We start from the raw sequence: 18,990 nt of genomic DNA, 5'->3' as shown, positions 1-18,990 counted from the left end.
GTAATTAACAGAGACGTAGTATGCTTAATATTAATACTCAGGTTATTGAGATCCCGGAGTCTATGTTCCGTGGTTGGCAACAAACTGTAGAGTTGATCGCTGGCATTATGAATTTACCAGCAGCATTAATTATGCGCGTTCACCATAGTGATGTGCGAATATTCTCGTCGAACGACGCTGCCAATGTGGTATCTCCGTTGTTGTCAGAATCAAAGCAATTGAGTTGTTATTGTGCACAGGTTATTTACAACCGTGCCGAGCTCGTTATCGAAGACGCAGCACTCGATTTTAGCTGGTTTTTAGACGAAAATGTTAGCGCTGACATTATGGCGTATTACGGTTTACCGCTTACTTGGCCAAACGATCAAGCCTTTGGCACACTCTGTGTTTTAGATGCCCAAGCTCGTGAATTTACCCCGCACTGCAAATTATTGATTACGCGTTTTCAGCAGTCGATGATTGCTGATCTCACTATGCTTTACGAAAAAGCGGAATTACTTCACGCCAATCGTAAATTACAGACGCTACTGTCTAAAAAATCAATGGCACTGAGCTTATCTAATCAAGCGTTATTGCATGAACAAGATAGCCGCTCAGCATTAGAATCAACCCTCGTTTATCAGCAACAATACGATGCCCTTACCGGTATTGCGAATCAGCTTTCATTAGTTAATCAGATGGATGACATGCTGGAAAGTGTGGATGATGACAATGAACTGGCAGTTATTTACCTTGGTATCCGTAATTTCAAATCCATTAACAACAGTTATGGCTATGCGATAGGGGATAAAGTATTACTGGAAGTCAGTCAGCGTATTCATCAGCAGTTAACCACGGAGTATTTAGTCGCACGTTGCTGGGGTGATGCATTCGCCATTGTGGTTCGTGATGAAAATGTTGTCGAGCAAGTCATCGATTTAATTGCACGTTTAACCCATTCTTTTGAATTAGCTTTGGCGATAGAAGACTTTACCATCACGACCCAGTTATGTTTTGGTATTGCCTTAGCCGATTCTCCAGCTGATCAAGGGATCTCCTTGGTTGAAAAAGCAGAAGCGGCGATGACGGCGAACAAAGACACTGGCTGTCATTATAATTTCTTTACAGATGAGCTGAGCGCCGTTATTGGTGAGCGTCATTATTTAGAATCGCATTTAGCGGAAGCGCTTGATAAGCAAGAAATGTCAGTACATTATCAGCCGATGATATGTGTGAAAACGCAGCGGGTATTAGGTGCTGAGGCATTGATACGCTGGCGTAATCCAATATTAGGGGCTGTTGCGCCTGATCGCTTTATTAATTTAGCCGAGCAGAATGGTCAAATCTTAGCATTAGGTAACTTTGTGCTGCGTACGGCAATGAAACAGGCTGCACAGTGGCGTAATAGTTTTGGTGATGATTTCTGTATCGCCGTGAATATTTCGCCTGTACAGCTGCGTGACGACAATTTAGTGTCTCGGGTTGCGCAACTGCTGGCTTATTATCAGTTACCGGGTACTGCGTTAGAACTTGAGATCACCGAAGGTGTGCTACTGCAAGACGAGAAGAAGGTGACTAAATCCCTTGCGGGGTTAAAATCGCTAGGTGTTAGTATCTCGTTAGATGATTTTGGTACCGGTTATTCGTCTTTAAGTTATTTACAGAAGTATTCGTTTGATACCTTAAAGATAGATCGCAGTTTCATTATGAATTCAATGGAATGTGGGCAAGATAAAGAATTAGCGCGCGCGATTATTGCGATGGCGAAGAAACTTAACCTGCAAGTAGTGGCTGAAGGTGTGGAAACGCCAGCGCAACATCAGTTCATTGTTGATGAAGGTTGTGATTATGGTCAGGGCTATCTGTATGGTAAGCCTGTACCAGCGACGATGTTTACATCACAGTACTTAAGCCGACAAGCGATTTAATTGCGCTGGAATTGATCGACTTGGTTGGATAATGTGCAAACGATGTTTATAGTGAATAAAACTGCTATAAACGGTTGCAAAGAATCGGTGAATAGTTAATAATTCACTCGTTGTCAAGCACAACACATTTGATGGGTGCCTTATGGGTCCCTCCGCATTGATACTCTGTGAACTCGGCCAGGTCCGGAAGGAAGCAACCGCAGCAGAGAACTCAAGTGCCGGAGTGAGGCTTGTAGGGTATCCTTCAAAAGTGTTGTGCTTTTCTCGTTTCTGACGTTCTGCTTTTTTAAATCAGTAGTAAATCAATCTCTTATCGAACATCCTAGTCTTACTCTTTCTTAATTTATTACTCTCTATGGTTATAGTTCTGTATTTGTTATTAAGCAAATCTTGCAAGCGCTCGCTAACAAGATACTTAAATCATTTATCCCTTACATACTGCCATCTTTTATTTTATCAGTTAAAAAATCGATAAAGGCACGTAGCGCTGGTCTGGGATACTTACTACCATGGTAAGCCGCGTAAATATCGCCACTGGAACCTTCCTGTAAAGACGACTGCCAATCAGGTAGACATACAACAACTTTACCTTCCTTGATTAGGTTCGTCATCATCCAACTGGACATTTGCACAATACCACCACCATGTACAGCTGCCTCAAGTAAAGGTGTGCCCCCTTTAGAGCTTAGGTTACCTCGAACTGGAATTTTTAAATTCTGTTTATTCTTATGAAAATACCAGTAAGTCCTTTGCCTGTCGGTGTCGAGGAGAAGGCAGTTGTGATTTACAAGATCTTCAGGTTTATTTGGTGTGCCATTTTTAGCTAGATAGTTAGGGGACGCGTAGAGTTGTGTGTGGTTTTTCAATAGCATCCTAGCGCGTAAACCAGAATCAGAAGGGATGCCAATACGTATGCCTATGTCTACATTCTCACTGTTTAAATCAATCAGTTTATTGTCTAAATTGATTTCAATTTTAACTTTTGGGTGACGTTGTAAAAATTCAGGTAGGAGTGGGGATATATACTGTCTGCCAAAGCTTTCAAATGCAGAGATCCTAAGAACACCTTCTGGCTCTACGTTCATCTGATGCATTGATGCCATTAGTTCGTCAGCTTCAGCTAAAAGCTTTACAGCGCCTTCTAAAAACAGCTGTCCATCCGCAGTCAATAACAACTGACGTGTGCTACGTTTGAACAGCGTAACGCCAAGTTCACTTTCCAAATTATCAATGTTACGAGCAATGGAGGACGGTGCCATGCTAAGTGCTGCGCCAGCCTTAGTAAAACTGCCAGAGTCGACTGTTTGTATAAACACACGGATTAAAGCTAACATACCTAGACCTTTGCGCCAGGCGCAATACTGATTCACATTGAGTGGGCATTCTAAGAAATATTGCAGTTATATACAATGCTTGCAACTTATCTGCGGAGTCATGACTGGCTAAGCATATACAGATAAAAACCGAAAGTAGACTGAAAAATAATTAAACTCAAGCAAGCTGAAAGGGAAAGTTAAGATGTCGAAGATACAACTTTATTCATTGGGTTCTCCTAATGGTATTAAAATTCCAATTGCGCTGGAAGAAATAGGCATGAGTTATGATGCTCACACCGTTGATATTTTAAAGGGTGAGCAGTTTAGTGAAGACTTTCTCAAGATAAACCCTAACGGTAAGATCCCTGCAATCATTGATACTGATGGACCGTGTGGGCAAGCTATTCCGATTATGGAGTCGGGTGCCATTTTACTCTACCTGGCTGAGAAATCAGGAAAGCTAATACCACAGAATCCAGCAGCAAGATGCGAAGTGATACAGTGGCTTTTCTTTCAAGCAAGTGCTGTAGGGCCAATGTTTGGTGCTTTTGGTCATTTCCATACTTATAGTAAAGAAAAGTGCGACCATCCTTATCCTGAAGCAAGGTTTGAAACTGAAACCAAGCGTCTGCTATTTATTTTAGATGAAAGATTACAAGGTCGAACCTATATTGTTGCTGATGAATATAGTATCGCTGATATCGCTATTTTTCCGTGGGTTATTTGGCTGGATATGTTTTATAAAGCATCGGAACAGCTTGAGCTAGAATCATTTACACATGTTATATCTTGGGTTAAACGATGTAGCGCAAGACCTGCAACAATAAGGGGTTTTGATGTATATGGGTTTAATGAAATGGGTAAATAACAACGTAGATCTAACAAATTAACAATCTTGGCATTGCAGTGGGTTCATTCCTATGCAAATCGCTTAATGTTGATCTTATGGTTAAAGTCAGGTTCGTGACTACAGCCTGCACTTTCCCTTTTTCTTAACAATCTATTGGGAACTTTAGTGCTAAGCCGTTTCTGCTCCGTTTTGGCTTAGAGCTGTTACTCACTCAAAATGTGTTTATACCGATTTACCATAGGTTTTGTTATACATAAGATATAGTAATTTGAGTTTGACCTTACCCTGCCACTCATCGAATTTGCTATATGGTGTGGGCTATTCAATAGAATTCGATTTAGTTCGTCCCTAAATCATGAACAAGTTCCATTATCTGTTCCATATTTAACGAATACTTTTACCTATACACTCTTAACTCCAAGTAAAATAGTGAGAAAATAATGGTTAATAGAGAGAAAATAGTTAAATGGGGAATAGCAGGCTTAGGCAACATTGCTAAACGATTTGCGACAGCGTTGAACAATCATAGTCAATATGGCGAGTTATATGCGGTTGCGGCAAGAGACTTAGATCGTGCAACACTATTTGCTGAAGAGTTTAACTCCGATGTGAGTTATGGCCGTTATGAGCATATGGCAGCAGACCCGAATGTAGATGCGGTATATATTGCCACAGTACACCCATTTCATTACCCTTTAGTTGAACTATTTTTAACCCATAACAAGCATGTTTTTGTTGAGAAACCAGCGTTCACCAACCTACAAGATTGGTTATCAATGAAAGCGCTAGCAAAAAAACATAGCGTAATGTTATTGGAAGCGATGAAAACAGTTACATTTCCAGCTTACCAAGAACTGAAGAACTACCTGATCACACACAATCTCCAACTGACTTCAATTGAAGCGAGTTTTGGTAATGAGCATGAATATGATCATGAGTTATTCATATTTAATCCAAACTTATCGGGTGGCGCAACGCTCGACGTGGGTGTTTATGGGCTTTGGTTATATTGTGATCTATGCAAATCGCTAGGGGCCAATGTCTCTGAGCCCACAGTTTACATGTCAACGTCGATTGCTAAATCACACGTTGATACCGATGCTTGTTTTACTTTTGCAGGTCAGATTAACGGAAAAATATCCGCTTCAATTGTAAATAATTTACCACGAGTCGCTATATTACGTGGTGATCAGTTAATCATTACCATTCGAGAGAAATGGTGGAATCCCAGTGTTATTGATATCGAATATCAAGGAGAAAAGTTCACCATTAACCATCCAGTCGCAGGTAATGGTTTTGAATTTGAAGTCGACCACTTTTCACAGCTTGTACTTGAAAATAAAACTGAATCTGACATTCTATTGCCAGAAGTCACAGCGCAGGTTCAATCAATAATTGAACACGGATTAATTAATGCTGGATATGGGTATCTAACGCAACGTGGGGGCTGGAAAGCACTTAATGGCAAACCTAAAACGTAAACTCGAAATTTACGAACAAATCTTTCAAACCTTTGGTCCCGGAGTATCAGCTTGTCAGATAAGCCAGATAGCGGCGCTGCTGCATGTCACTGAACGACATGTCCAAACCATACTAAAAAATTTAGTCAGTGTTGGTTGGATCCAATGGCAGGCAAGTTCAGGAAGAAGTAAAAAAGCGCTGCTGACTTGCCAAGTAGAGCCCATTGATGCTTGTTATGGTTCTGCGAGAAGTTTAGCTGATGAAGGGAATTTAGATCAGTTACTTAGTATCCTTAGTTTTGGCGGTAGAGATGCAGGACGAGAGTTTCAATCATATTTAAATAACGCCAGTAACTCAAATCGCCGAATTGCGTACATGCCTTTTCATCGAGAATTAGAAGAACTAAAACCCCAAATGGTCAAGCGGCGTACAGAACGCTTTTTGGTTACCCAGATTTGCCAATGTCTGACATCACTAGAGAAAGGAAGCCTCGTTGGCGATCTCGCTTATCACTGGTTTGCTAATCAGGATGCCACAACATGGCAATTCCAAATTCGTAGAGGGGTTCGCTTTCATGATGGCAGTATGCTCAACGCAAAAGATGTTGCTAATTGCTTAAATCGATTGATCCAAAATGAATATTGGCATTCAGTGTATGCTCATATTATAGAAGTGAACGCTTGTTCCGATGATCAGTTGGAAATTAAATTGAATCAGACAGATTGGCATCTACCCAGGTTACTTGCTCGGGCAGAGTCATCCATATTTAAGATAACCTCGACGACCACACGGCTTATTGGCTCGGGGGCTTTTTCATTGGAAGTATTCTCTTCTAAAATGCTGAGATTGACTCGTAATGAATACTATTCACGCGAAGCTGCTATTCTCGACAGGGTTGAGCTGTGGGTTTATCCCGAATGGGCACAGGACAAAGCGTGTGCACAAAATCAGATCTGCCTTCAAGTACCAGATAATACGGTTACCACTAAAAGTGACAAATGCGCCTCCTTTTTAGTCATCCAAAACCCCAACAAGTCGAGCACAAAACGTCATATCACTTTTGAAGATACAGCTGAATGTAAAAAACTTTTTAGCAAAATATCCACTAACAATGATCAAGGCATTTTAGTGGATTATGGGGACTACAGTAAATCTGAACAAGTAACTATTTGTAGTCTTATTGAAGAAAGTGATTCATTTAGTGCTTGGTTAAGTTTTTTCTTACAGTACCCCTTTGCAAATCATGAATTGGATGTTGGAATACTGAAAGCTTTAGACTCATCTCTCATGTCAATTAGACACGAAAGAGACTTCAATAAAGCAGGTGACTCATTAGTCGCACTGCTCTCTTGGCTGAGTAAGCAAAACGTACTAAAAGAGTTAAAACATGAACCTTTTGTACTAGAGTTATCTGAAAAAATTAATGGAGCTCAAGTAAATGGGTATGGCTGGAGTGAATTAAATAAAATATGGATTTCATTAGATTCAAATCAAATTACCTAGCTAAATTCCGAGCTAATTACATCCGGAGTTTGTGATTTAGAGTGTAATTGGCTTTGTAATATCAGTGTTCAACGAAGTATTGTTGCGTTATAACAATACTTACTTTAATCAGACACTTATCGAATTAACTAAATACTCTAACTCGAAAATGTCCAATTCTGTGTTTGGAGGTATGGGTTTACCTTTTGGTCATTACAGTTTTCGTAAATAACAACAGCCTAAAGTTAATAAGTTTACGGCATGAAATGAAGCATAAACTGTCTACACATTTTATTGTGACAATTTATGCTTCAAACTACACTTTTTGCGTTTCTGACTTCTGTAGTTATAGTTCTGTATATAGCGGTCAACGACACCGGAGCACAATGTGAGAAGCTCCGGATAATGTGTTAGCTAATACCTAAACTATCTTTATCATTAATCTTGAAAAAAGACAGCTCGTCATTTAATTTTTTAGTTAATTCTGAAATATCCTCATTGGAAGAGCTCGTTTGTTCAATTCCCTTTAAATTTTCCTGTACAAGTAAATTGATATCTTCGAGCTGTTTCGAAATATCCTGCGTAACTGCACTCTGTTCTTCTGATGCCGTCGCAACCAGTGCATTGACATCCGAGATACTTGATACTTTATCAGAAATTGATTTAAAGGCTTCAGTAAGCTCTTGAGAGATAGATAGTGATTCATCTATCAATACAACATTTTTATTCATTGACTCATCAGCCATTAACGATTGATCTTGTAGCTGGGTAATAATATTTTGGATGTCAATTGTTGATTGTTGGGTTTTAGCGGCTAAGGCTCTCACTTCATCCGCCACGACTGCAAAACCTCGTCCATGCTCGCCAGCTCTGGCTGCCTCAATAGCAGCATTTAATGCTAAAAGGTTTGTTTGCCCTGAGATGTTGTTAATGACTTCAACGACAGAGCTAATCTTTTCGGAGTGGCTTCTTAAATCTTTAACAATAGTCGTCGTACTATGAACGGAACTGTTAATTTGTTCTGCAATATTTTCAGAGCGTTTTAATGTCTCAGAGCTTATAGAGATAACTTCCATTGCCGATGTCGCCGCGCTTTCTGCCGCCGCTGCATTTTGAGCAACACTATCGGCCGTTGAAGATAGCTCTGTTGCAGCTACTGCGACTTGATCAACAAATGAAATTTCGTTCTGAGCATTGGCTTGGCTAGTATCTATAATACCTGTTAATTTTGATTGGTTATTGCCTAATCCAAGCATTAAAACATGATTATCATTGACGAAACGCTTTAACTTGCCACTAAATAGCCCAAGAGATGCGGATATTTCATCAAGCTCATTATTTGATTTTGGGATCACATTTTGACTAACAGAGCCATTAGATAATTCACGGATCCAATCAATAATATATCTCAGGTACTGCAACTCTCTGCGCATCATGAAACTAGAGAATAAGAAGGCTGCGATACTAGAAATGACAATGACACACCAATTGAAAAATTCAGTATCACTTAAATATTCATAACTGAAATCTAATTCACTCTTGGCAACATCCAACTGTAAATTAATCAAATCAGTGAGTTCTTCGCCTAAACTATCAATTAATCGATACAGTTCTATTATCAGTTCAGCATTTTCTATTTCTCCACGTTGATGCAGAGAAAATAGCTTTGGTAAACTAGCTTCGAGCGCTAAAATCTTATTATCGAGTATATCTGCGAGGCTTTTCTCATCTGCCGTCAGTTCAGTTTTAAGGTATTCATTATAAATATTACGGGCAGCTTCGAGCGATGAATTCGCATTGTTATAAAATTCGTCAGCATCTAATATACCTAAATGAAATTTATTCGCTGAATCAATAATATTAACAGCATATAAATCAGAAACAGATTTTAGTGAAGAAAGAGGGATCACTCGGTCTACATAAACATGATTAAAAGAGTTCATGATCTTTGCTGATGAAGATAAAGAATTAACTTGAACGAGAACAAGAATAAGACTAAAAAATAAAGGAACACTCAGTAATTTCATTGAAATACTTTTCATTATCACTCCATAAATAATTGGGATACGAGTTGCTATATCGTCGCCTCACCTTAATCATCGGCTGATTTTAGTCTATCCCATGTTATTAACAAAAATGAATCAAGTTATCTTCATTTGAAAAAAACACTCAATACTGGCTAGTTATTTGGTCCGCTATATTAAATTTTTATTCCTTTAGATATATGCTAAACGATATAATTTTATTTTCTTAGATTTTAAGCTCTAATTATTAACCGCTTTTGAAGTTTATTTTTCCACTACTATAGGTATAGGTATAGGTATAGGTATAGGTATAGGTATAGGTATAGGTATAGGTGAACAAAAATATCCCTAAATCGACTTTTTTCGTGGTATCAATACTTGGTGTTAAGACACCTGGCCTTATTGGGATCTAAGTGAGTTTTTGTTATACTCTGCCATCGACAAACATGCTGTCACGGCAGTAACTTAAATTCTATTTACTCGGCATCACCGCCGCATAAATACAAAGGCTTAACTTGGAATTATTAAACATTGACTGCCTTGGCAAATCGCTACGGTTAGAAGGCTCGTTAGCGGGCTGGCAACAAGTATTTTGGGGCGACGAACTCGTTTCAGTAATCAACGCCTCTAGTGATAACGAGGGCAGTAAAACCCACGAATTTGAACTCATGCAACATAACGATGAGGCTCTAGAGTCGCAGCCGCCTGCGAACATTATCGTCAAGCTCGCCACTGATCTGCTCTGGCAACCGTTTAAAATAGACTATGCGCTGTATGTGAACGAACAGCTTATTAACGAAGGTCAGCGCGACACCAAAGATATTGAACGACAAACCCCACAACATCCGGTTGCCGTAAAGAAAAAGTTTAGCTTGATTGGCTTAGGTTCGTTGGCGCTTAAGTTATTAAAAAGTGCTAAGGTTATCAAGGTTGTATTGGCTGGCGCGAGTCTAGCTGCTTATTCATGGTTATTTTCATGGGAATTCGCTCTGGCTTTAATCGCTTGCTTAGTATTCCATGAGTACGGTCATGTGAAAGCGATGAAATACTTTGGCATGAAGACCAAAGGTATTTACCTGATCCCATTTATGGGCGGGTTAGCATTAGGCGATGACAAGATTAATACTCGTTGGCAAGATGTTGTGATCTCGATTATGGGGCCGACTTTTGGTTTACTCATGTCGCTGTTATCACTTGTCGCTTACTGGGCAACAGGGGAGATATTCTTTGCTGGGTTGGCGAGTTTTAACGCCTTGCTGAACCTGTTTAATTTATTACCTATTTTACCGCTCGACGGTGGTCACATCCTTAAAAGTATTAGCTTTTCGATGAACAGTATCGTTGGGTTGGTGGCTTGTATCGCAGGTGCTGTGGCAGGGATATTTATTAGTTATAGCTTAGGGCTAGCCTTGCTTGGTTTCATGCTGTTAATTGGTAGTGTCGAGATCATATTTGAATGGCGTGGCCGTCATCAGAGCCATCTATTACCCTTGGATAAATACGGACAGCTATTTTCTGCTATCTGGTATGTAACAACAGTAGGCGCGTTGATTGGCGTGATTTGGTACTTTGCTGGCATGGGCGATGAGTTACTTGCTATGCCATTGATGATATTACAAAGCTAGTTATTGACGTTGCTACTTACCGCTCGGTTACGTTTGCCTGAATGTACTTGCAGACAAACGTAATCAGAGATTGTTGATTAAATAAAAGTGAACAGGACTTTGGTTTACGGCCTTTGTTCAGTGCTCTTTATTATTGCTATTTATTGTTTAGCATCTTTTATATCAACAAGGTTGATGCTTGCTCTACCGTCTGTGGCATGCCAAAAATTTCGACTTGAAAGGTCGCCACCATTGTAAATTTTGTGCTTACCATCGGTTCTGGCAAAGTTAGCAATATTGGCGCTTAGTTTTTCTCTCATCTGGTCATTAAGTGGTTTGTCTTTCTCGGTTAACAGTACCACTAAGGCTCTGAATGAGGTTTGCGTCGTCCCTGATGATGGCGTGATGGCCTCAAATTTAGGGTTGCTTTTCCACATGTTATAGACGGTTTCACTATCCATATCCCAAACATCTTTATCTTGCCCATCTGGAGAACTAATTAACCCCATAAGGTAAAGCTCGATAGGTGCGAATTCACTCTCGTTGGTTAGCGCACCCTTCACATTGTCCCAATGAGAATAATAAGATTGCTCAAGGATCCAGTTACCCCAACGATGAAACATTTCATGTAAAGACGCATCAAGGTGTAGCGCTTTCAATACACTTTGTTGATTCATTGAGCCATAAAGTGTAAATATGCCTTGAAGTTTGCCTTTCGCGCCGAAATCGACACTACTGTCGAACTGATTTAAACCTAACCCTTTGATGTCATTTTTCACAAAAGAAAACTCACCAAATGGCATACCTTGCGGTGGTCTTTCGTTATTCATAACGTACATGATAAAATCAAAGTCATCGTTGAACTGAGAGAGTATTTCTTTTGTTAGGTTTTTGGCATGGTCATTGCCATTAATTCTCTGGCTATTCCAAGTTTGATATTCGTCAGCACTTAATTGCACGTTAATAAAATCATCATTTTTATTAATCATGATCCGACTATCTTCAGGTTTAGGCAATTCGACATCATCACCTTGAGACATCAGCTTTACTTCTGTGATTGCAATCGGTTTGACGTTATTAGGAAAGTAGAAACGGTAATAGCTGTAATCGGATTGGCTATCTTCAGAAATATTAAACGTTTTAGTCTCCCGAGAAGAAAATTCCATATCCTTTTGTTCATCAAGCGTTATCCAAGATTGTCCATCTTGACTACCCTGTAACTGCCAATTCTCAGGGTACATCTCATTACTTTCCCCTTGAATAGAATATGTTGTCACTATCTCTGGTTTCGCAAGTGTCTGCATTAACCATTCATTAGATTGTTGGCTTGGACGCCAATAGGTATTCAATTCATGATCTTGTGAATATTTGTGTGCAATATTGTCAAATGCAAACTCAGCCATTTCTGGGTATGCGCGATAACTGTCAGTATATATCCAGGCATAACTACTGGCTGTTGCGGTTTCTTTTCCAGACACCACTGTCAAATTTGTATCAGGCGCTGAAATCGCCATTGGTGAAGCACTTAACGCCAATAATGTAATAGCTAATTTATGTTTTTTAAAATTCCATTTTTGCATGAGTCCATCCTATCTGTGTAAGAGTTATTTTTATTTGAATTGAATTTCCCCTTCAATTCATCATTGATATTAGGAAACTTTTTATTTTACTTCCACAGCAAGAATGTTTATTTATCAATGTTTTAATGCCTAGTTAGATGTTTTCGTGTTCACTTTTAGTTCGGTCTTAGTAGTCTTAGCGATGGTCTGGCGTGGTGCTGGTTGCATTAGGCGCGAAGTTATTGTTGTCGGATGGCAAGCTTTAGGTTTCTATGGTTTCGTTCAGCTTAGTTTGTTAAAAAGTTAAAAGGTCTCTCATTCGAATTAGCCAACGAGGAGGTCATTGAATTGACCTCCTCGTTAATTAGAACGATGAAAAGCTGTTAGAGCGTATAGCTAACGCCAAATTTAAAGGTTCTGGGTTCACCCACATTAACCTCGCCATTTTCACCGCCACCAAGATAATCAGTATCGAACAGGTTATCGACATTAAGACGAAGTTGCAGCTCGTTACCGGCAACTGATGTCTGGTAATTAATCCCAGTATCAATGCGAATATAACTGTCTTTTAAGAATTCGTTCTTGGCATCGCCATAACGCTCACCTTCATAATAAGCACCTAAATTTACAGATAACTGCTCAGTGAATGCATATTTACTCCAAATTGATGCAGTCCATTCCGGTACATCTTCAGGACGGTTGCCCGCAAACTCATTATGTTCCGCATATTTAGCGTCAAGATACATGACAGACGTGATCAAAGATAAATTAGCGTTAACCTTACCGATCGCGCTAAGTTCAGCACCCTGATGATGCTGTTCTCCACCCTGAGTAGTAATGTCACCATCGTTCGCCTCTTCAATTAGCTTAATATTACTGCGAGTAATATCAAAGATAGCCGCGTTAAGACCTAATCTGTTATCCATAACTTCCCACTTAGTGCCAAGCTCGTATATCTTGCCTTTGACTGGATCTAACTCCATACCATTATTACCACTAGGTCCGTCATCAAGAACACGACCTTGAGGTTCAAAGCTCTCGCTATAATTAGCATAGATAGATGCGTTATCTTGTGGGTGATAAATGATGCCAAATTTCGGTAATACCGCATTGTTATTGGCATCCGTTTTATCCTGACGATCATAACGCACGCCCGCTAATACCTGCCATTGATCATTTAAAGTAACCAGGTCCTGAACATAAATACCATAGTATTTATAATCTTCGCTCTCTGCATCACCATCGGCATAATCTAATACTGGTTGGTCAATAATAGTGCCAGCATTAATATTGCCATCGAGCTTGTTTTTATCCTTCACTTTTAACGAGGTATATTCATGCGCAAGGTAGTTACCACCCATTAATAGCTCATGACTAATACTGCCAGTTGTTACCGAACCCATCAGATCAAAATAGAATGACTGTTGTTGCCAGTCTTCTAACTTGTTATAAGGTTTGTTTCCATAACTGCCATCTGCGGGATCATACTTACTGGTTTGCGGTTTACTTTCCCAACGTTCACGTTCGTTATGCTGGTTATTATAGCCCGTTGCAACTTGCCAATATGAATTCACTTGATAGGTCAAATCAATACCGTAGTTTTCACTTTGGGCATCGATCTTAGTCCAAGGCATATCCCAAATAGTGTTATCACCGCCGATCACATTGCCATTATCATCAACCAAGGCACCACTGTCTTGACCTGAAACATCGTCTAATTTATCGTAATGTAAGGCAATAGTCAGAGCATCTGTTACATCAAACTCAGTCACTAAACTGCCAACGACTGATTCACTTTCTAGGTTGCTGCCGTCTTGGTATTCACGCCAGCTATTATTGTTTTGCTGCTCGATAATGGCACGGTAACGAATGGTTTTATTCTCATTCAAGCTGCCAGTCGCATCAACAGAGTTACGGAATGAACCGTGATCATCGCCTTTAATAGCAAATTTCACCGAACTTTCACTTGATGGTTTTTTAGTTACTAAGTTAACGATGCCGCCGGGTGTTGACTGACCGTATAATAAACTTGATGGTCCTTTTAATACCTCAACATTATCGATTAATGCCATTGGCATCCGGTATTTAGCAAAGTGTTGATGTCCATCTTTTAGGATATTAGTATTTTCTTCCAAGCTAAAACCACGCAAGCTAAAGCGTTCTCGATCCGATGTTACTCGACCTAGTGAAACACTAGCGTCATTTCTTAATGCATCGCCTAAAGTCACGGCTAGCTGATCTTCTAATACCTCTGCTGGGATCACGGTTACCATTTGCGGTGTTTCTAACAAGGAGACGTCCGAGCGCATTGCGGCATGTGCCTGATCGATTTTATAGTGCTGCTGATACCCAATCACTGTCATCGTTTCAGTACTATCAGCTGGGGGAGTTTCTATGCTCGTCGTAGGCGTTGTCTGGGCTAGACTTGATTGTGAATAAAGGATTGTCGCAATAACGGCAGATATAAATTTGACTTTAGTGTGCATGTAAATAAAACCTTTGTAGCTTAATACATCGATTGAATATATTAATCGCTAACATATTTTGCATGGAAGTGTAATCAACCCAAATCTAAATCAAAGTGGGAATCATTCTTATTTGCGCGTATTTTATAAAAATGTGTATACATGTCAAGTTTAGCTGTATGGATTCTAAGCAAGGAGGGAGTTAAATGATAAAAATACCAATTAATGGGGAACTTTTAAATGTTCACTATTAATGAAAAGCAGTGAGTAAAACGAAAAGTAGTGGAGAAAAGGACAGGGCCGTCTCGACCCCATCTTTCCTATTTTCTATTTTTTAAAATCTGTTGCTCCAATGCAGCTAAAACATAATCAGCAGAAACAAACGTCGGCGTATACGCTTGCTCTCGATTTAAGCGGATAAACTGGTTGTTCTGATAAGCTGTTAAAGCAAATTGCCAGCCGGGTGCTACATCATCAAAACCCGCGTCTATCGATTGTGGGCCTGCGTCTGACTGCGATGTGTAAGTACTAAAAAACCAATCAGCATCTAATGATTCAATCAGTTCCGAGCTTACTTCTGCACCCGCATCCTCAGCGGCAAAAGTATCTTTTAAAAATGGTGGTCGGGTTAAGCCTAAATCAAATAATACCTGGGTGATAACGCCCGAGTTTTGTCGGATCTTAATTTCTGCTTGACCTTTACTCGGTACCGCATAGATAAATGTTTTACCCGCTAATTCATCAGCGTATTTAACTTTGAAGCGAGCTATTTTTTGTTGGTAGTCGCTATAATTCTGTTTGAACACATCTTTTTTACCAACCCAGGTGGCGACATCACGGTAAGCATCAAAAATATTCGGTGTATAACGCTGAATCAAAACGGTTGGCGCAATTTTAGATAGTTTATCAAAGAGTTTTTTTTGATATTTGACCGTACCGATGATCAAGTCTGGTTTTGATGCTTTGATCTGTTCAATATCACTGCCTTTATTGCCGTAGTTGAAGTAACCCGTATCAGCAAACTTGATACCAAAGACTTCTTCACCGCCGCGAATATAGGGCCTATTTTCTGGTAATTTAATATAAGTTGATGTGCCCACTATCGGCGCATCGACATCTAACAAAATAGAGGTCGCCGACATTACATGCAGTGATGCAATACGTTTAGGCTGTGTTAATATCTCGACCTTGTTACCCGCATGATCTGTGATCATCATGGTTTCGCTAGCAATTGATTGTAGCGATAAGCTAAGCAATAACGCGCCTTGCACAAATGTTAATAGTTTCATCATTATCCTAAATAGTGTTGAGGCTACTGCCTAACAATGTAACGCGTCATTATAATAAAAAATAACGCACCGATTAACGCGATGAATACACCAGCATTAATCATGATTGGAGCAAATAGTGTCCGTCCAAGCGTGTCTGCCCAGAGCGTCATGATTGCTCCTAATAGCATGCTGACAATACCTAACTCGGTACCGCGATAACCAATAATATTTTTTGCTAAAAAAGTAGCAATCAGGCCAATAAAACCGATAGATCCAACCAGCGCAATCACAGGAGCCATCGCAAATACTGCGAGTATAATAATAAAGATGTAATATTTTTTGGCATCAACACCTAAGGACATAGCATGTAGATAGCCAAAATTGAGTGGATTAATATAACGGCTTAACAACAAAAACACCGCGATAATGACTGTCATCCAAGCGCTTAAAAAGCTAGCGCTAGCCAGATCTAAAGAGACAAAGCTACCAGATAAAAAAGCCATGAGGAAAGCCATATCTTCGATCGAAACAGACGATAAAAGTATATCGCTGAATGCAGACATAACCGCGCCCACAGCAATACCGACTAATACGATAAAGGTACCATTCATATTTTTATGGACAAACCAGAGCACCACGAGTGCGGTAACGAATACCCCCAAGAAACTGGCAATAATACTCGCTGTTAATGACACCTGTGAAAAAATGACATACAGCACAATGACTGACAGCGCGGCGCCGTCAGATAGCCCTAATACACCTGGATCTGCCAGGGCATTGCGCGCGGCAGTCTGTAATAAATAACCCGATAATGCCATCAATGCACCTGCAGCAATCGCCCCCATGATTCGAGGCAATCGCAGCTCATAGATAGTTGATGTGGCGTCATTAAGCGTTACATCAAAACCCACAACTGCGTACACATCTGCCCAAGAAACACTGACCGAGCCTAATTTAAGACTGCAAATAAAACTCAAACTCAACAATGCGACTAATGCACAAAGTACCCAGAATGTGCGTTTATAAACGGGTAAGCTGATCCCTTTCAAGGGGGTAATGATCACATTTTGATCGTTAAATATATTCATGAAATGCGTTTATCCCGAACCATAAAGTACAGTAAACATAAAAAGAAGATACTGCCGATAGATGCGCTGACGCCACCGACAATCAATACTTTGGGAGCAATAACGATACGGGCAAGTAAATCCGATAGACTCAGTAATAAACCGCCGATGAGCATAGATAACCAAGCGCCTTTATTACCCACCTCGCTAACAAAAAGCTTACTGATATGCGGTACGACTAGGCCAATAAAACCGATAGGACCGACAATCGAAACAACTAACGAAGCCAGTAAAAAAATACACAGCAAGGTGATGTTACGGGTGCGAGTGACATTCACCCCGGCACTGTGCGCCTGCTTTTCGCCCATGATCATCACGTCTAACGATCGGCCCTGACATAACAACACCCCAATCGCCAATAGTGCCAGAGGATAAACCCGACTGAAATCGCTGAAATCGGCGGGGCTAATATCACCCAACAACCAGTCCTGAACATTGGCAAAACGTAGTGGGTCTAGTTGCATTAAAAAGCTGCTTAGTGAGGAAAACAGCATCGACACAAGACTGCCTGCTAACACAATATGTAAGTTTTTAGAAATACTCGAGCGGTTCATCATTTCTGTCATCGACAGGGTAAAAAGTCCAGCAACTGAGGCTCCGAGAAAAGCCGGAATAAAAATATCATTCTCAGATACATTAAAGAAATAGATGGCACACAAACTGAAAAATACCGCACCACTACTAACCCCAAGCGTAGAAGATGATACGAGTGGATTCTGAAACATTTTTTGAGCACTAAAACCGGCAAGACCTAACATTGCGCCACACCCCAGTGCGACGATCAGACGTGGTAGTCTTTGTTTGATCACTATGTGGTGTACAAATTGTTGGCTGTCAAAAGCGAAAATGGCTTGAAAAATATCTGCCCAAGCTATCGATCGAGCACCAATACTGATGTGAGTTAATGCCACCAATAACAAGGTCAGCGTCAATAATAATACTGCTCCGAGGAAACGATAGCTGGGCAATATACGCAATAATGAACGAGGTGAAGAGTTAGGTGCAGAATTAGGCAATAAGGTACGTTGGAACATGGAGACCTACCTTTTCGTTACCCACTCGTGAGGTGTTTACATGAAAAACATGCTGCATCATCGTATCGGTGATCACTGATTGCGCTGGACCTTGTGCATATACTTTTTGCTCGGAAAGCACTATCACGTGATCAGCATATAACGCTGCTTGAGTCATATCATGCAAGATAGCAATCACTGTTTTACCTTGTTCAGCAAGTTCTCGACCTAGGTCTAACAGCATGTATTGATGCTTTAAGTCTAAGTGCGTGGTGGGTTCATCCAGCAATACTATGTCGGTTTTCTGGGTGAGTAACATGGCCATTCTAGCGCGTTGTTGCTGACCACCAGACAGTGCCGATAAGCGTTTATTTGCCAGTTCTGTGAGTTGCATTTTTTGCATCGCATGCTGAGCTATTGCGCGATCTTCAGCACTGAACCGAGAGAAAAAACCTTGATAACAAAAACGCCCTTGCATCACCATATCAGCAACCGTCATGAATTCCGGTAATGGCATGGACTGCGATAATACTGAAATGCTCTGTGCTTGTTCTTTAAAGGAAAGTTGCTGTAGGTCTTTGCCGTTAATACTGATCTGCCCTGATGATAAGGGTAAGTGACGCATGATCAAATTGAATAGGGTACTTTTACCACAGCCATTTTGACCTATGATTACATAGAATTTTCCAGATTCAAAAGTCAGTGAGATAGCATCTAATATTTTACGTTCAGCTTGATAGGCAAAGCTGACGTTATCGATTTTGAGAGTCATAATACATAAACATGAGAATGGAAATGCGAATGATAACCAATAGCTGTTTTAATGTAAACTACGGGGATAAAGTGGCTAAAAAAAAGACTGATGCAATAGGCTGTCTAAGTCGTGCGCGTTTAATATCTGAATCGCCGCA

General features: G+C 40.2%; 13 protein-coding genes and 1 other RNA gene. 6 read left to right on the top strand and 8 right to left on the bottom strand.

Annotated elements, in window-relative coordinates; all coding sequences use genetic code 11:
- The first annotated feature begins 20 nt into the window (after positions 1-20).
- Both JFU56_RS03115 and ffs read left to right on the top strand, forming a co-directional pair.
- Positions 21-1,907 (top strand): GGDEF and EAL domain-containing protein, encoded by a 1,887-nt coding sequence (locus JFU56_RS03115; protein ID WP_198435805.1) that lies wholly within the window; start codon positions 21-23, stop codon positions 1,905-1,907.
- Positions 1,908-2,048: 141 nt separating this feature from the next.
- An RNA gene (ffs, locus tag JFU56_RS03110) (signal recognition particle sRNA small type) lies at positions 2,049-2,145 on the top strand.
- A gap of 193 nt (positions 2,146-2,338) precedes the next feature.
- Here ffs and JFU56_RS03105 read toward each other — a convergent pair.
- Positions 2,339-3,241, bottom strand: a complete 903-nt coding sequence (locus JFU56_RS03105) for a LysR family transcriptional regulator (RefSeq protein ID WP_198435804.1) — start codon at positions 3,239-3,241, stop codon at positions 2,339-2,341.
- Between the two features lie 184 nt (positions 3,242-3,425).
- Between JFU56_RS03105 and JFU56_RS03100 the strand changes: the two genes are divergently transcribed.
- From JFU56_RS03100 to JFU56_RS03090, 3 genes are all read left to right on the top strand, one after another.
- On the top strand, positions 3,426-4,091 hold the full coding sequence (locus JFU56_RS03100) for a glutathione binding-like protein (protein ID WP_198435803.1): 666 nt from the start codon (positions 3,426-3,428) through the stop codon (positions 4,089-4,091).
- 422 nt (positions 4,092-4,513) lie between these two features.
- Complete coding sequence (locus JFU56_RS03095) at positions 4,514-5,554, top strand: Gfo/Idh/MocA family protein (protein WP_198435802.1); 1,041 nt, start codon at positions 4,514-4,516, stop codon at positions 5,552-5,554.
- Complete coding sequence (locus tag JFU56_RS03090) at positions 5,535-7,037, top strand: ABC transporter substrate-binding protein (RefSeq protein WP_198435801.1); 1,503 nt, start codon at positions 5,535-5,537, stop codon at positions 7,035-7,037. The genes JFU56_RS03095 and JFU56_RS03090 overlap by 20 nt, the downstream gene beginning before the upstream one ends.
- Positions 7,038-7,426: 389 nt before the next feature.
- Here JFU56_RS03090 and JFU56_RS03085 read toward each other — a convergent pair whose 3' ends face one another.
- Positions 7,427-9,058 (bottom strand): methyl-accepting chemotaxis protein, encoded by a 1,632-nt coding sequence (locus JFU56_RS03085; RefSeq protein WP_198435800.1) that lies wholly within the window; start codon positions 9,056-9,058, stop codon positions 7,427-7,429.
- A 497-nt stretch (positions 9,059-9,555) separates the two neighbouring features.
- On the opposite strand from JFU56_RS03085, the gene JFU56_RS03080 reads away from it, so the two are divergent.
- Positions 9,556-10,665, top strand: coding sequence for a site-2 protease family protein (locus JFU56_RS03080; RefSeq protein ID WP_198435799.1), 1,110 nt, complete (start codon positions 9,556-9,558; stop codon positions 10,663-10,665).
- 140 nt (positions 10,666-10,805) lie between these two features.
- On the opposite strand, the gene JFU56_RS03070 is transcribed toward JFU56_RS03080, so the two are convergent.
- From JFU56_RS03070 to JFU56_RS03045, 6 genes are all read right to left on the bottom strand, one after another.
- Complete coding sequence (locus JFU56_RS03070) at positions 10,806-12,224, bottom strand: discoidin domain-containing protein (protein WP_242065825.1); 1,419 nt, start codon at positions 12,222-12,224, stop codon at positions 10,806-10,808.
- A gap of 362 nt (positions 12,225-12,586) precedes the next feature.
- The gene (locus tag JFU56_RS03065) at positions 12,587-14,689 is read right to left on the bottom strand and encodes a TonB-dependent siderophore receptor (RefSeq protein ID WP_198435798.1); all 2,103 of its coding nucleotides are present in this window, start codon (positions 14,687-14,689) and stop codon (positions 12,587-12,589) included.
- Between the two features lie 299 nt (positions 14,690-14,988).
- Entirely contained in the window at positions 14,989-15,957 is a 969-nt protein-coding gene (locus tag JFU56_RS03060) for an ABC transporter substrate-binding protein (RefSeq protein ID WP_242065824.1), read from the bottom strand.
- 23 nt (positions 15,958-15,980) lie between these two features.
- A complete protein-coding gene (locus JFU56_RS03055; RefSeq protein ID WP_198435796.1) occupies positions 15,981-17,027 on the bottom strand; it encodes an iron ABC transporter permease in 1,047 nt (348 codons plus the stop codon).
- Positions 17,024-18,100, bottom strand: coding sequence for an iron ABC transporter permease (locus tag JFU56_RS03050; RefSeq protein WP_198435795.1), 1,077 nt, complete (start codon positions 18,098-18,100; stop codon positions 17,024-17,026). Before JFU56_RS03050 ends, JFU56_RS03055 begins: the two co-directional genes overlap by 4 nt.
- Positions 18,075-18,851 carry an ABC transporter ATP-binding protein gene (locus JFU56_RS03045; RefSeq protein ID WP_198435794.1) on the bottom strand — a complete coding sequence of 259 codons (777 nt, stop codon included), beginning with the start codon at positions 18,849-18,851 and terminating at the stop codon, positions 18,075-18,077. The genes JFU56_RS03050 and JFU56_RS03045 overlap by 26 nt, the downstream gene beginning before the upstream one ends.
- Positions 18,852-18,990: the final 139 nt, after the last annotated feature.

The organism is Moritella sp. F3, assembly GCF_015082335.1.
GTDB lineage: Bacteria > Pseudomonadota > Gammaproteobacteria > Enterobacterales > Moritellaceae > Moritella.
Note: the sequence above shows the minus strand (reverse complement) of the source record. Positions and strands in the feature narration are given on the sequence as shown.